The sequence below is a fragment of the Streptomyces sp. NPDC036764 genome, assembly GCF_055609385.1.
On record NZ_JBVJPT010000012.1, the window covers coordinates 64,712 to 79,127 of the forward strand.

Sequence of the window (14,416 nt, forward strand, 5' to 3'; positions counted from 1 at the left end):
TGCCCGGTGCCCCGCCGAACCTGTCGGCAGGACACCGGGCACAGTGCGTTCGGATCTTTCACCTACCGCTCACGGGTTACCCACAGAAACCCTTTCCCCACGGCCTGGCTTCCTCCACTATGAGCCGTCATACCCGCCGGTAGGTCAGGACTCCGAGCGGGTCGCAAGGCTGCGAGGAGGCGGCGCAATGGCTCGGGCCGACGACGGCAGAGATCGTGGCCGTGAGGAACTGGGGCACGGGGTCCACGCGGGCGCGTCCGACGCACGGCTCACCGAACTGCTGCGCGCCGACACGGCCACCGCGTATCAGGCGCTCCAGGAGCTGCGCACCCGCCATCACGCACAGGTCCTCGCCTACGCCCGGCTGTGCACCCCGAACGACTCCATGGCACGGCAGTTGGCGGCCCAGGCATTCACCCTGGCGGCCCGTCAGACGGCGCGCGGCATCGACCCCGGCGTCCCCTGGCGGCACCAACTCCTGCTGCTGACCGCCCGGCTGGCCGGAACCTGGGCGATGGACGAGCGGGCGGCCGGCCTGGACTCGGGGCTGCTGCTCGTGCTGAACGCGGCCGGCCCCGCCGGTCCGGTCCCGCCCATGCTCACGGCGTTCCAGTCCCTGCCGCCGCGCGTCCAGGGCCTGATCTGGTACGGCGTCGTCGAGCGGGAGCCGGCGGAGCGGACCGCGGCCCTGCTCGGCCTCACCCGCGAGGACGTCACCTACGGCACGAACCCGGCGCTCCAGCAGCTCGCCCGGTCCTGCCTGCGCGCCCGCCTCGCAGCCTCCGACGATCCCGACTGCCCCGACTTCGGCCGCCTCATCGAGGAGTCCGTACGGCCGGACAGCCCCCGCGACAGCGCCGACCTGCTCGCCCACATGACGCGTTGCGCGCACTGCACGACGGCGTACGAGGAGCTGTCGGCGCTGCGGGACACCCCGCGCACGGCACTGGCGGAGGGGCTGCTGCCGTGGTGTGGGACGGGGTACGCGGCGGGCGGCGCGGGCGAGTCGGCCGGGATGCCGGCCGAGGGTCACGCCGCGCGGCGCGGCCGTGCGAGCCGGAGCATGCTGGAAGGAGACGGGCCGCCGGACCGCCGACGGGTCGTGCTGGTGTCGGCCGCGCTGGGGGTGGCGCTGCTGCCGCTGGTGGCGTTCCTGGTGGCGCAGGGCGGATCGGCGGCGCAGGATCCGGTGGGTTCGGCGAGCACCCCGGTGCGGGTGCCACCGGTCGCGGTGACCGTGACGGCGACGGTCTCGCCGACGCCGACGACGACGTCGCCCTCTCCGTCACCGTCACCGTCGCGGAGCTCCAAGTCCCCCTCCCCGACGAAGAGTCCGACCCCGACGAAGACGGCACGCCCGAAGCCCACGCCGTCTCCCACGCGCCCGCCCGGGGGCACGTACGCCCAGGTCGTGAATGTCGGCTCGGGGCTGTGCCTGGACGTGGGCGGCGCCTTCTTCAACGGCACCGACGTGATCACCGCGTCCTGCACGTCGTCCGACACCCAGCGCTGGCGGGTGGACGCGGACCGCGGTGTGCTCCAGTCGGCCGCCGATCCCGACTTCTGCCTGGACAGCCGGGGTTCGACGGACCGGGGCGTCGGCATCTGGTCGTGCGACTCGGTGGACGGCCGCAACGGGCGCAACCTGATGTTCGTGGTGGACGGCGCCGGGCTGATCCGCCCCGCCATCGCCTTCGGGACGGCCGTGACACCGGACGGCGGCTCCGGGGACGGGCTGTCGCTGGAGCCGGCGAGCGGGGGCACCGCCCAGCGCTGGCGGGCGGGGGCGTCGTGACCGGGACGGCCCGGCGCCGGCGCGGTCTCAGACCTCGCGCACGCCGCTCCGCCACACCCCGCTGACCAGCGGCACGCCCGGCCGGTAGGCCAGGTGGACGTGGCTCGGGGCGTCGAGCAGGAGCAGGTCGGCGCGGGCGCCCGGGGCGAGACGGCCGATGTCGTCGCGGCGCAGGGCGGCGGCCCCGCCGGCCGTGGCGGACCACACCGCCTCGTCCGGGGTCATCCCCATGTCCCGTACCGCGAGCGCGATGCAGAACGGGACGGACGAGGTGAACGACGAACCTGGGTTGCAGTCGGTGGACAGGGCGACGGTGACACCCGCGTCCAGGAGGCGACGCGCGTCGGGCCACTCGGCGCGGGTGGAGAACTCGGCGCCGGGCAGCAGGGTGGCGACGGTACGGCCGCCGGCCAGGGCGTCGACGTCCGCGTCCGTGAGGTGGGTGCAGTGGTCGGCGCTGGCGGCGTCCAGCTCGACGGCGAGTTGCACGCCGGGGCCGTAGGAGAGCTGGTTGGCGTGGACGCGCGGGTGCAGGCCCTTGGCCTTGCCCGCGGTGAGGATCGCGCGCGCCTGGTCGCCGTCGAAGGCGCCCTTCTCGCAGAAGACGTCGATCCAACGGGCGTACGGGGCACAGGCGTCGAGCATCTCGCCGGTGACGAGGGCGACGTAGGAGGCCGGGTCCTCGGCGTAGTCGGGCGAGACGATGTGGGCGCCGAGATAGGTGACCTCGTCGGTGTGGGAGGCGGCGAGGCGCAGGGCGCGGGCCTCGTCCTCGACGGTCAGGCCGTAGCCGGACTTGGTCTCGAAGGTGGTGGTGCCCTGGCGCAGGGCCTCGTGGAGGTAGCGGGTGAGGTTGGCTTCCAGTTCCGCGTCGCTCGCCGCCCGGGTGGCGGCGACCGTGGTGCGGATGCCGCCCGCGCTGTACGCCCGCCCCGACATCCGGGCGTTGAACTCCTGCGTGCGGTCGCCCGCGAAGACGAGGTGCGAGTGGGAGTCCACGAAGCCCGGGATGACGGCCCTGCCACCTGCGTCGACCCGATTGTCAGTGGCGGGTGCTTTGCTTTGATCACCGGTCCACACGACGCGGTCGCCCTCGATGACGACCGCGGCGTCCTGGACCAGTCCGAGGGGGGAATTGTCACCGAGGGAGGGGTCGTTGGTGACCAGGGCGGCGATGTTGGTGATGAGCGTGCTTGCGGTGCTCGCGGAGTGGGCGGGGCTGACGGTCGTCGCGTTGCTCATGGCGTCCTTGGTTGCCTGGTCGGCGGTGGGTTCGGGGGCGGAGGCGGGCCGCGCGGACGGGCGGCCCGGGGTCATCCGCGCAGGGCTGCGACGGCGTCCGCGAGGGCCTTCGGCACATCCGGTACGAGGGTGTGGGCCCCGTCCCGCACGACGTGCCGACCTGCCACGACCGTATGCGACACGTCTGATGCCGACGCGGCGAATACGGCCGTCTCGGCCCCGAGCCGCGGAAGCGGCCCTGCCGTCCTGACCGAGTCGAGCGCGATCGTGGTGAAGTCGGCGAGCGCGCCGGCCTCCAGGGTGCCCGCCTCGTCCCAGCCGAGGGCCGCGTGGCCGTCGGCCGAGGCCGCCCGCAGCAGGGCCGCCGCCGTCCAGTGACCTCGGGTGCGGGTGCGCAGGCGCTCGTTGAGCTCCATCGCGCGTGCCTCTTCGAGCAGGTCGATCACGGCGTGGCTGTCGGAGCCCAGGGACAGCGGTGAGCCCTCGTTCTGGAGGGCGACGGCCGGACCGATGCCGTCCGCGAGGTCCCGCTCGGTGGTCGGGCACATGCAGGTGCCGGTGCCGCTGCCGCCGATGAGGGAGATGTCCTCGGCGGTGAGGTGGGTGTTGTGGACGCCGGTGGTGCGCGGCCCGAGGACGCCGTGCAGGGCGAGGAGCTGGGTCGGGGTGCAGCCGTGGACCTCCAGGCACGCCTCGTTCTCGGCGGTCTGCTCGGACAGGTGCACATGCAGCGGGGCCCGCCGCTCCTCGGCCCACTGCGCCACGGTCTCCAACTGGTCGGCGGGCACGGCCCGTACGGAGTGGACGGCTGCCCCGATCCGTGCGTGATCGCGTTCCTTGAGAAGTGAAGAGCGTGCGGCCCAGGCGTCGGCGTCCCCGTCGGAGAAGCGGAGCTGGTGGGTGGTGGGGGGCTGCCCGAAGCCGGAGGAGAGGTAGGCGGTGTCGAGGAGGGTGATGCGGATACCGGCTTCGGCGGCGGCCTCGATGAGGGCCTCGCCCATCGCGTTGGGGTCGGCGTAGGGGGTGCCGCCCGGCGCGTGGTGGACGTAGTGGAACTCGCCGACCGAGGTGACGCCGGCCAGCGCCATCTCGGCGTACACGGCTCGGGCGAGCGCGTGATAGGTCTGCGGGGTCAGCCGCTCGGCGACGGAGTACATGACCTCGCGCCAGGTCCAGAAGGTGCCGGAGCCGACCTGGACGGTGCCGCGCAGGGCGCGGTGGAAGGCGTGCGAGTGGGCGTTGGCCAGGCCGGGGAGCGTGAGCCCGCGCAGGATCTCGGCGCCGGGGGGCGGGGTGGGGACCTCGGTCCGGACGGCGGCGATGCGCCCGTCCCGCACGTCCAGGGCGACGCCCGGCTCGACGTAGGTGTCGAGCCAGGCGTGCTCGAGCCAGTAGGTCTTCGATGTCACCTGCGGGCCAGCCCTTCCAGTACGTCGGCGAGTGCGAGGACCCCGGCCACGCAGTCGTCCTCGGCGGCGAACTCGGCCGGGGAGTGCGAGACGCCCGTGGGGTTGCGTACGAACAGCATGGCGGTCGGGATGCGCCCCGAGAGGATTCCGGCGTCGTGTCCGGCCCCGGTACCCAGGACGGGCACGGTGATGTCGGTGTCCTTGCCCAGGATGCGGCCCAGTTCGTCACGCAGGGCGTGGTCGAACTCGACGACGGGCGTGAAGGACTCACGGACGACGTCGAGCTCGATGCCGTGCGCCTCCGCGTAACCGCGGGCCGCCTTCTCGATGCCGCCGACGACGGTGTCGAGGCTCGTCTGGTCCTCGGCCCGGGAGTCGAGCCAGCCGCGCACCAGGGAGGGGATGGCGTTGACGCCGTTCGGTTCGACGGCGATCTTGCCGAAGGTGGCGACGGCACCGGCGAGTTCGGCCTCGCGGCGGGCGGCGAGCACCGTCTCGGCATACGTCAGCATGGGGTCGCGCCGGTCCACGAGACGGGTGGTGCCCGCGTGGTTGGCCTCGCCCCGGAAGTCGAACCGCCACCGGCCGTGCGGCCAGATCGCGCTGGCGATGCCGACCCGGTCGCCGGACAGGTCCAGCGCCCGGCCCTGCTCGACATGCAGCTCGACGAAGGCGCCGATGCGGTCGAGCCGCTCCGGGTCGGCCCCGATGGAGTCGGGGTCGTATCCGGCGGCCTCCATGGCGCGGGGCAGGCTCACTCCGTCGCCGTCGGTCAGCTTGTGGGCGCCCTCGACGGTGAGCTGTCCCGCGGTGAGCCGGGACCCGACACAGGCGAGCCCGAAGCGGGCGCCCTCCTCGTCGCCGAAGTTGACGATGGCGAGGGGCCGCGCGAGGTCCGCTCCCCGGCCGCGCAGTTCGTCGAGCGCGGCGAAGGAGGACACCACGCCGAGCGGCCCGTCGAAGGCGCCACCGTCCGGCACGGAGTCGAGGTGCGATCCGGTGACGACGGCGTTCCCGGCGGCGGGGTCACCGAGCCAGGCCCACTGGTTGCCGTTCCGGTCGACCTCGTAGGCGAGCCCGCGTGCCTCGGCCTGGTCCTTGAACCAGGCCCGGCAGTCGAGGTCCGCCCCGGACCAGGCGAAGCGGCGGTAGCCGTGGGAGTCGGGGTGCCTGCCGATGGGGAGCAGGTCGCGCCACATCTCGTGGAAGGAGGTATGACTGCCGACCGCGGTCCGGCCGGGCCGCGACCCGCCGGCCGGAGCGGCAGACGGCGACGGGGCTTCGGGCCCCGCCGGACGGCTGCCGCTCGGCTCGCCTTGGTGCTGCGTCACGCGCCGTCACCTTCGCGCATCGGGACCCGGACGCCGCGCTCGCCGGCGACCGACTCCGCGATGTCGTAACCCGCGTCCACGTGCCGGATGACGCCCATGCCGGGGTCGTTGGTCAGTACCCGGCGGATCTTCTCGCCGGAGAGCTTCGTGCCGTCGGCCACCGTCACCTGACCGGCGTGGATGGAGCGGCCCATGCCGACGCCGCCGCCGTGGTGGATGGACACCCAGGAGGCGCCGGAGGCCACGTTGACCATGGCGTTCAGCAGCGGCCAGTCGGCGATCGCGTCCGAGCCGTCGAGCATGGCCTCGGTCTCGCGGTAGGGGGAGGCCACCGAACCGCAGTCCAGGTGGTCGCGGCCGATCGCGAGCGGCGCGGCCAGCTCACCGCTCGCCACCATGTCGTTGAAGCGCTCGCCGGCCTTGTCGCGCTCGCCGTAGCCGAGCCAGCAGATGCGCGCGGGCAGGCCCTGGAAGTGCACGCGCTCGCCGGCCATCTTGATCCAGCGGGCCAGGGACTCGTTCTCCGGGAAGAGGTCGAGGATCGCCTTGTCGGTCTTGGCGATGTCGGCCGGGTCGCCGGACAGGGCCGCCCAGCGGAAGGGGCCCTTGCCCTCGCAGAAAAGGGGGCGGATGTAGGCCGGCACGAAGCCGGGGAAGGCGAAGGCACGGTCGTAGCCGGCGAGCTGGGCCTCGCCGCGGATGGAGTTGCCGTAGTCGAAGACCTCGGCGCCGGCGTCCATGAAGCCGACCATGGCCTCGACGTGCTTGGCCATCGCCTCGCGGGCCCGGGTGGTGAAGCCGGCCGGGTCCTTGGCGGCCGCATCGGCCATGTCGTCGAAGTCGATGCCGATGGGGAGGTAGGCCAGCGGGTCGTGGGCCGAGGTCTGGTCGGTCACGATGTCGATGGGGGCGCTCTCGGCAAGCATGCGGGGCAGCAGCTCGGCGGCGTTGCCCAGGAGGCCGATGGAGAGCGGCTTGCGCTGGTCGCGCGCCTCGACGGCGAGCTGGAGGGCGTGCTCCAGCGAGTCGGCCTTCACGTCCAGGTAGCGGTGCTCGATGCGGCGCTCGATGGCGCGCGGGTCGCAGTCGATGCAGATGGCGACGCCGTCGTTCATGGTGACGGCGAGCGGCTGGGCGCCGCCCATGCCGCCGAGGCCGGCGGTCAGGGTGATCGTGCCGGCGAGGGTGCCGCCGAACTTCTTCGCGGCGACGGCGGCGAAGGTCTCGTAGGTGCCCTGGAGGATGCCCTGGGTGCCGATGTAGATCCAGGAGCCGGCCGTCATCTGGCCGTACATGGTCAGGCCGAGGGCCTCCAGGCGGCGGAACTCCTCCCAGTTGGCCCAGTCGCCGACGAGGTTGGAGTTGGCGATGAGGACGCGCGGGGCCCACTCGTGGGTCTGCATGACGCCGACGGGGCGGCCGGACTGGACGAGCATCGTCTCGTCCTGCTTGAGGCCCTTCAGCGTGCGCACCATGGCGTCGAAGGAGCGCCAGTCGCGGGCGGCCTTGCCGGTGCCGCCGTAGACGACGAGCTTGTCGGGGTGCTCGGCGACCTCGGGGTCGAGGTTGTTCTGGAGCATCCGCAGGGCGGCTTCCTGCTGCCATCCCAGGGCACTCAGTTCCGTACCGCGCGGCGCTCGGACGGGGCGGGGTCCTGACATGGTCTGCCTCCCAGCGGACTGTGACTGCGGACTGTTGAGGTGGATATTCACATCCTGACTTCCTGAATAGAACTAGTCAATAGATCGGTGCGCCAGCACTGCCGTCTCCCGGGTGTTTGGCTGGATGCATGGGCTCGTACAACGACACGACGGGGGATGTTGTGGGCAACGGAATCGAGATCCCGGCCAAGGACGCGGAGCGGGCGGCCCGGCGCGACGAGGCGGTGCGCGCGGCCGTGGAGCAGGGGCTGCTCGGGCCCGGCTCGCCCATCGTCGCCCTGCTCGACGTCACGGGCATCCGGGAGTCGGCGGCGGCGCTGCGGGCGGCGTTCGACGCGGTGGTGGCGCCTGGCACGCCGGTGCTGCACGCCTTCGCGGTGAAGGCGACCCCACTGGTGCCGGTGCTTCGGCTGCTGCGCGAGGAGGGCATCGGCGCCGAGGTGGCCAGCCCGGGTGAGCTGGCGCTGGCGCGGGCGGCGGGGCTCGGCCCGGAGGTGACGGTCCTGGACTCCCCCGCCAAGACGCCGGCCGAGCTGCGTGAGGCGCTGGCGCTGGGCATCGCCGTCAACGTCGACAACCCTCAGGAGCTCGCGCGCATCGACGCCCTGATGAGCTCCGCCGCCAGCCGCTCACCGCTCGGGATCCGGGTGAATCCGCAGGTCGGCGGGGGTTCGATCGAGGCGACGTCCACGGCCACGGCGACCTCGAAGTTCGGGGTGGCGCTGCGTGACGAGGGGGCGCGGGAGTGGGTCGTAGGGGCGTATCGGGACCGCCCGTGGCTGACCCGGCTGCACGCGCACACCGGCTCGCAGGGCATCCCGCTGTCGCTGATGGTCCAGGGGGTCGAGCAGGCGTACGCGCTGGCCGAGGAGATCAACCGGCGGATCGGGCGGCGGCAGATCGACACGCTCGACATCGGCGGCGGACTGCCGGTGAACTTCGCGTCGGACGCGACGACGCCGACGTACGCGCAGTACGCGCGGCTGCTGAGCGAGGCGGTGCCGGGGCTGTTCGACGGGCGCTACGGCCTGGTCACGGAGTTCGGCCGGTCGCTGCTCGCCAAGCACGGGACGATCGTGGCGCGGGTCGAGTACGCCAAGAGCGCGGGCGGGCGGCCGGTGGCGGTCACGCACGCGGGCGTGCAGGTCGCCACGCGGACGGTGTACGCGCCGGGGAGCTGGCCGCTGCGGATCGCCGCGTACGACGGCAAGGGGCGCCCGAAGGACGGGCCGGACGTGGTGCAGGACGTGGCCGGGCCGGCCTGCTTCTCCGGCGATCTGCTGGCCGAGGGCGGTGCGCTGCCGTTGCTGGAGCAGGGCGACTTCGCGGCGGCGCTGGACACGGGGGCGTACTACTTCGCCCACCACTACGCGTACAACTCCCTTGCCCGGCCCGGCGTCTACGGCTTCGCGCCCGACGCCGGCGGCGGCATCGCCTTCGCGACGGTGCGCGAGGCGCAGTCGCTCGACGAGATCGTGGCCGAATCGGGAGGGGCGCACGCCGCGTCCCTCACCACCCTGCGCGCGCCGAAGCGCCATTGACGCACCCCGACGTGGAGCAGTAGGCCATACGTGATCAACTGCTGTGAAAACAGGGCCAGTTGACCCACCTTAGTCTCCCCGCGCATGTTCCACTGGAAAATGCCCGAACGCTCACTCGGCGCACACACGTTGCGTAGTTTGGCCGTCACTCAGCCGAACACCCCGAGGCGGGAGGGGAGCGACGGTGCCCGGAATCGACGAGTGCTTGCTGGAGACGATGCGGCTGCCCGGTGCGCGAGGCGCCGCGCTGGTCGACTGGACCAGCGGGCTGGCCCTGGGCACAGTGGGCGATCCACCGGGAGGCGATCACGAGACGGCGGCGGCCGAGGCGGCCGAGCTGGCGCGGCTGGCCGCCGAGCAGGGGGCGTTCGGGCCCGAGGACGGCACGGGCACGGTGGATCCGCCGGTCGAGGACCTGATCCTCAGCAACCGGGACAGCTACCACGTGCTGCGGTTCGTGCCGACGTCCTTCGACAGCAGCGTGTTCCTGTACCTGTGGCTGGCCCGCGCGGACGGCAATCTCGCGCTGGCCCGCATCCGGCTCGGCGAGATGGCCGAACGGCTGGTGCTGGGATGACCGTGGTCGCGAGCACCCCGCCGCCGCGGCTGCCGGTCCGGGACCGGCAGATGGCCCTCAAGCAGGCGGGCGGCGGCGTCTCGCCGATGCTGACCCGGCTCGCCGAGGAGCGGGCCACCGGCGTCCTGGACCGCGAGCACGGCACGCTCCACCTGGCCGAGGGCCGGGTCGTGCACGCCGAGAGCCCGCTCGCGCCCAGCCTCGGCATGCTCCTGACGGCCCACGGCCTCCTCGACGCCGAGACCTGGCAGGCCGTCGAGGACAGCGCCGACGAGGAACGGCTCCTGAGCCACGGCGTCACGCCGGGCGCGCTGGAGCTGGCCCAGGTGAGCGCCCTGTACGACGCCGCGTACTTCGCGCTCGGCCCCAGCAGCACGCCCGGCCGCTTCCGCTACGGCACCGCACACTGGCTCGCCTCGGTGCATCCGGTGCCGGTGGCCGAGCTGGAGCGCGAGACGCTGCGCCGGCGCGCCCTGCTGCGCCACATCTGGCCCGACCCGGCGACCGACGCGGCGCCCCTGATCCGGGCCGACCCGGTCGCGGCGCCCGCGGTGCCGTCCCGGCAGGCGGCCGTACTGGAGCAGGTGGACGGCGTGCGCAGGGCCGCGGACATCGCTCGGGAGCTGGGCAGGCCGGCGTTCCACACGCTGGTGCACATAAGGCGGCTGGCCGCTGCGGGGCTTTTGTCCCCGCAGCTTCCGCCCGCTCCGGATCCCCCGCCCGAAGCCGCCGCCGACCCCTACGTCGCGCTGCTGAAGAGGGTCAGGGATGCGCTGGAGGCCCTTTGACCGCAAACCCTTCGAGGACCGAGAGCCGGGTGGGACGCCTCGCCCACCGCAGCGGTCCCGAGCCGAGAGGAGAAACCTGATGGCGGCCGAGGCCCCGATACTCGACGAGTTCCGCCGGCTCAGAGCCCGTGTGCCCCAACTGACCGGAGCACTCGCGGCCGGTGTGGACGGCCTCGTCCTCGCCCATGACACGCCCGGCGTCGAACCGGACGGACTCGCCGCGCTGACCGCCGCCGCACTCGGCGTCGCGGTGCGGATGACGGACGCGACCGGCTGGGGCGACCTGCGCGAACTGCTCATCCGCGGCACCGACGGCTATGTGGCGACGTACGCGGCGGGCCGCACCGCCGTGCTGACCCTGCTCGCGACGGACGGCGTCAACGTCGGCCGGCTGCATCTGGAGGGCCGCCGGGCCGGTGCCCGTATCGGGGAGCTCGTCGACGCGGAGGCGCTGCCTGCGCCCAGGAGCAGCCCTGCCAGGAGTTCCGCCAAGGAGCCCGCCAAACCCATGCCCACCCGCACGAAAACCGCGCGTTCGGCACGCACCACCGCCAACGCGCGCACCACTACCGAGAGTTGAGAGGAAGACACGTCATGGCCAACACCGAGACCACGCTGAAGGAATGCCTCGCCTCGATCGAGGGAGCGACCGGGGTCGCGCTCGTCGACTACACCAGCGGGATGGCGCTCGGCACGCTGGGCGGCAGCAAGAGTTTCGACCTCAATGTCGCCGCCGCCGGCAACACCGACGTCGTCCGCGCCAAGATGCGCACGATGGAGCACCTCGGCCTCAAGGGCGGTATCGAGGACATCCTGATCACCCTCAGCGACGCGTACCACCTGATCCGGCTGATCACCGGGCGCGGGGGCAACGGCCTCTTCCTCTACCTGGTCCTCGACGCCAAGCGGGCCAATCTGGCGATGGCCCGGCACCAGTTGAGGAAGATCGAGGAGGACCTGGAGGTCTGAGCTAGACCAGCGCCGCGGTGCGGCGGCGGGCCCCGCCCGGGGCCGCGTCGCCCGCGGCGACACCCGTGGTGCGGTAGCCCTTCACGGCCTTGCCCGCGGGGCGGCCGCCCCGGCCGTCGAGCCAGTCGACCCGCACCCACAGCAGGGCATTCTCGGCCCGCTCCCGCCGCCCGAGCCACGCCGCCTTGAGCCGCAGCCCCGCGCCGCACCCCGCCAGCAGCATCCCGCCGGCCGCCGGCACCGCGAACGCGCTGCCCAGCGCTGCGAGGAACGCCGCCACCAGCCACCAGCGGTGCCCCCGGCGCCAGTTGCGTACGGCCACCGCGCGGTCCTGGAGCACGTCGTGCTTGCCGGCCCGGGCGGCCGAGCCGATCAGGGCGGTGTAGCGCTTGCGGCGCACGGACGCCACCACGGCCGACGCGACGATGAACAGCGCGGCGCCGGCCAGCACGCCGATCCTGCGCCCCGTGACGCCCGGCACCAGCACGCCGATGCCCGCCGCGAACACCCCGAGCCACCAGAGCGGGCCCGCCCCGGCCCGTACGACGACGGCCACCCGGGCCAGTCCCTGTCCTCCACCGCGTGCCACGATCCGCCTCCCGCCTCAACACTGTCCGGTCGCTGTGCGCGCACGCTAGCCAGCCAACGTGAGACGAGCCTTAAGAAGCGCTCACTCGACGAACAGTCCCCGGCTCGCCGCCCCCGCGTCGAAGTCCTCCAGCCGCGCCTGGGCGTCCGGCAGGTCGTCGCACATGGCCTCCAGCAGGACCCGGCCCAGCAGCATCGGCGCGCAGGCCGTGTCGAAGGCGAGGCCGGTACCGACGGCGGCGGGCAGCAGCAGGTCGGACACCTTGGCGACCGGCGCGAACGCGGAGTCGGCCACCGTCACCACCGTCAGCCCGGCCTCCTTGGCGTACGCCAGGGTGTCCACGACCTCGCGTGGATGCCGGGGCAGCGCGAAGCAGAGCAGGGCCGTGGCCCCGGCCCGTACGGCGGCGTCGATCCGGTCCTGGATCATCGTGCCGCCCTCGTTCAGCAGCCGTACGTCCGGATGGACCTTGGCGGCGAAGTACGCGAAGCCGTACGCCTGGGAGGCCGCCGCGCGCAGGCCGAGCACCGGCAGCGGACGCGAGGTCGCGAGCAGGCGTCCGGCCTTCTGCACCGGGCGCGGGTCGGCCAGCACCTCCGCCAGGTGCCGCAGGTTCTCGATCTCGGCCTCGACGGCCTGCTGGTACTCGTTGTACGAGCCGGCGTCCGGGCTCTGCTCCACGGGCGCGACCTCGCGCAGATGCCGGCGCAGCGCCGGGTAGCCGTCGAAGCCGAGGGCGACGGCGAAGCGGGTCACCGACGGCTGGCTGACCCCGGCGAGCTCCGCCAGCTCCACGCTGGACAGGAAGGGCACATCGGCGGCCCGCCGCACCATGCTGTGCGCGATGCGCCGCTGGGTCGGGGTGAGCCGGTGCCCCTCGAAGAGCGCCTGAAGTCGCGCGGCGGGGCTGTCCGTCCCGTTCGTGTTCCTGTCCGCGCTCATGCCGCGCTCCCCCTCCAGATCTCCGTGAACCGGTCCAGCAGTGCGGCCGCGGCCGTCACGTCGTCGGTGAGCGGACGGTCGGCCAGGTCGTCGTCGAGCACCGACTCGGCGAGCTCCATCGCCCGGCCGATCGGAAGCTCAGCGTCGGGCCTGAGGCCGCGCTGGCGCAACGCCCGTACCGCGGCGACGAGTTCGCAGCCGACGACGAGACGGTACGCGCCACACGCACGCAGTGTCTGCCGTGCGGCGAGCGAGGCGAAGCTGGCCTGCTCCTCCACGCCCCGGGAGAGTACAGCGTGGCCGAGCGAGGCGGGGGCGGAGAAGGCGCGCAGGTCGCCGAGGGCGGCCGCGGCGGCGTACTCCAGGATCATCACGCCGGAGGAGGCGGGTTCCTGGTCGGCGAGGAAGGGCTTGAGGCGGGTGTAGGCGGGTTCGTTCAGGGTGGACAGCCGGGACGTCGACAGCCGGGCCACCTGGGTCAGCGCCAGCCGGAAGTGGTCCAGGGCGAGGGCGAGTTGGGCCTGGTAGAAGCCGCCGTGGTGGTAGGCGGCCATGTCCTCCGGGGAGATGAGGGGGTTCTCGGCGGCGGCGTTGATCTCCACCGCGAGCACCTGCTCCAGGGCGTCGGCGGCGTCGTGCGCGGGGCCGTGGATCTGGGGCAGACAGCGGAAGCCGTACGGGTCCTGGATCCGGCCCAGCGGCGGTGTCGGCCGGTCCTCGGCGCCGATCAGCTCGCGCATCCGGCGGGCGACCTCGGTGCTGCCCCGGTGCGGCCGGGCGGTGTGCACGGGGGCGGCGTACGCCTCGTGGGAGCCGTCGACGGCGAGCAGTGACAGGGCGGCGACGACCTGGGTGGCGGCGACGAGGCCGCGCAGCTCGTGCAGCGCGAGGGCGGCCTGGCCGAGGGTCAGGGCGTTGCTGCTGATGAACGCGAGGGCGTCGTTGTTGTCGAGCGGCTGTGGCTCGGGCGCTCCGGTACCGCGCCAGGGATGCTCGCCGGCCAGCGCGAGGCCGGTCTGGGCGAGCGCCGCGAGGTCGCCGGTGCCGACCGAGCCGAACTCGTTCACGATCGGGTGGGCGCCGCTCTGCAGCGCCTCGCACATGGCGGTGATGACGGTGGGGCGCAGGCCCGCGCCGCCGGCCAGCAGTTGGTTGGCGCGTACGGCGAGCATGGCCCGGACCTGCCGGGCGGGCAGCTCCTCGCCGATGGCGCCGGCGTGGCTGCGCAGCAGGCGCAGTCCGTGCTCGGCGGCGGCCTCGGTGGGCACGTCCTCGTTCCGGTTCGCGCCCACGCCGGTGGAGCGGCCGTAGACGCGGCCGGTCGCGGCGATGAGGCGGGCGGCGTCCCAGGACTCCTCGGCCCGCTTCATCGCGTCGGTCGCGGGGACCGGCCGCGCGGTCCCGTCGGCGAGGCGTGCGACGTCCTCGACGCCGAGTCCGATCCCGTCGAGGACGACCAAGCCGGTATGCCCGGGAGACACAACATCCGGCGTATCCACGATCCGAGACGACATCAAGCCCAAACACCCCTCAATCCGGACATCCGATCTCGCGGTTCAGTCATCCGTTACT

Annotated in this window: 13 protein-coding genes; 6 read left to right on the plus strand and 7 right to left on the minus strand. The window is 73.3% G+C overall.

What is annotated here, in order from left to right; translation table 11 throughout:
• Window positions 1-187 precede the first annotated feature (187 nt).
• A complete protein-coding gene (locus ACZ69Q_RS33140) occupies window positions 188-1,795 on the plus strand; it encodes a ricin-type beta-trefoil lectin domain protein (RefSeq protein WP_471049090.1) in 1,608 nt (535 codons plus the stop codon).
• Window positions 1,796-1,822: 27 nt separating this feature from the next.
• On the opposite strand, the gene hutI is transcribed toward ACZ69Q_RS33140, so the two are convergent.
• From hutI to hutU, 4 genes are all read right to left on the minus strand, one after another.
• Window positions 1,823-3,112, minus strand: coding sequence for an imidazolonepropionase (gene hutI / locus ACZ69Q_RS33145; RefSeq protein WP_471049092.1), 1,290 nt, complete (start codon window positions 3,110-3,112; stop codon window positions 1,823-1,825).
• On the minus strand, window positions 3,109-4,446 hold the full coding sequence (locus tag ACZ69Q_RS33150; RefSeq protein ID WP_471049094.1) for a formimidoylglutamate deiminase: 1,338 nt from the start codon (window positions 4,444-4,446) through the stop codon (window positions 3,109-3,111). Before ACZ69Q_RS33150 ends, hutI begins: the two co-directional genes overlap by 4 nt.
• The gene (locus ACZ69Q_RS33155) at window positions 4,443-5,645 is read right to left on the minus strand and encodes an allantoate amidohydrolase (RefSeq protein ID WP_471049672.1); all 1,203 of its coding nucleotides are present in this window, start codon (window positions 5,643-5,645) and stop codon (window positions 4,443-4,445) included. Before ACZ69Q_RS33155 ends, ACZ69Q_RS33150 begins: the two co-directional genes overlap by 4 nt.
• A gap of 128 nt (window positions 5,646-5,773) precedes the next feature.
• Window positions 5,774-7,438, minus strand: coding sequence for a urocanate hydratase (gene hutU, locus ACZ69Q_RS33160; RefSeq protein WP_471049096.1), 1,665 nt, complete (start codon window positions 7,436-7,438; stop codon window positions 5,774-5,776).
• A gap of 128 nt (window positions 7,439-7,566) precedes the next feature.
• Between hutU and ACZ69Q_RS33165 the strand changes: the two genes are divergently transcribed.
• The 5 genes from ACZ69Q_RS33165 (at window position 7,567) to ACZ69Q_RS33185 (ending at window position 11,313) form a co-directional block, all read left to right on the plus strand.
• Window positions 7,567-8,979, plus strand: a complete 1,413-nt coding sequence (locus ACZ69Q_RS33165) for a type III PLP-dependent enzyme domain-containing protein (RefSeq protein WP_471049099.1) — start codon at window positions 7,567-7,569, stop codon at window positions 8,977-8,979.
• A 184-nt stretch (window positions 8,980-9,163) separates the two neighbouring features.
• Window positions 9,164-9,556 carry a hypothetical protein gene (locus ACZ69Q_RS33170; protein ID WP_147999679.1) on the plus strand — a complete coding sequence of 131 codons (393 nt, stop codon included), beginning with the start codon at window positions 9,164-9,166 and terminating at the stop codon, window positions 9,554-9,556.
• The gene (locus tag ACZ69Q_RS33175; protein ID WP_471049102.1) at window positions 9,553-10,344 is read left to right on the plus strand and encodes a transcriptional regulator; all 792 of its coding nucleotides are present in this window, start codon (window positions 9,553-9,555) and stop codon (window positions 10,342-10,344) included. Before ACZ69Q_RS33170 ends, ACZ69Q_RS33175 begins: the two co-directional genes overlap by 4 nt.
• 79 nt (window positions 10,345-10,423) lie before the next feature.
• Complete coding sequence (locus ACZ69Q_RS33180) at window positions 10,424-10,924, plus strand: roadblock/LC7 domain-containing protein (protein WP_471049105.1); 501 nt, start codon at window positions 10,424-10,426, stop codon at window positions 10,922-10,924.
• A gap of 14 nt (window positions 10,925-10,938) precedes the next feature.
• Window positions 10,939-11,313, plus strand: a complete 375-nt coding sequence (locus ACZ69Q_RS33185; protein WP_471049108.1) for a roadblock/LC7 domain-containing protein — start codon at window positions 10,939-10,941, stop codon at window positions 11,311-11,313.
• Window position 11,314: 1 nt separating this feature from the next.
• Here ACZ69Q_RS33185 and ACZ69Q_RS33190 read toward each other — a convergent pair whose 3' ends face one another.
• The 3 genes from ACZ69Q_RS33190 to ACZ69Q_RS33200 form a co-directional block, all read right to left on the minus strand.
• Entirely contained in the window at window positions 11,315-11,902 is a 588-nt protein-coding gene (locus ACZ69Q_RS33190) for a hypothetical protein (protein ID WP_471049110.1), read from the minus strand.
• Between the two features lie 81 nt (window positions 11,903-11,983).
• Complete coding sequence (locus tag ACZ69Q_RS33195) at window positions 11,984-12,844, minus strand: MurR/RpiR family transcriptional regulator (protein WP_471049113.1); 861 nt, start codon at window positions 12,842-12,844, stop codon at window positions 11,984-11,986.
• Window positions 12,841-14,358: an aromatic amino acid ammonia-lyase gene (locus ACZ69Q_RS33200; protein ID WP_471049116.1), complete on the minus strand. Its 1,518-nt coding sequence runs from the start codon at window positions 14,356-14,358 to the stop codon at window positions 12,841-12,843. Before ACZ69Q_RS33200 ends, ACZ69Q_RS33195 begins: the two co-directional genes overlap by 4 nt.
• Window positions 14,359-14,416: the final 58 nt, after the last annotated feature.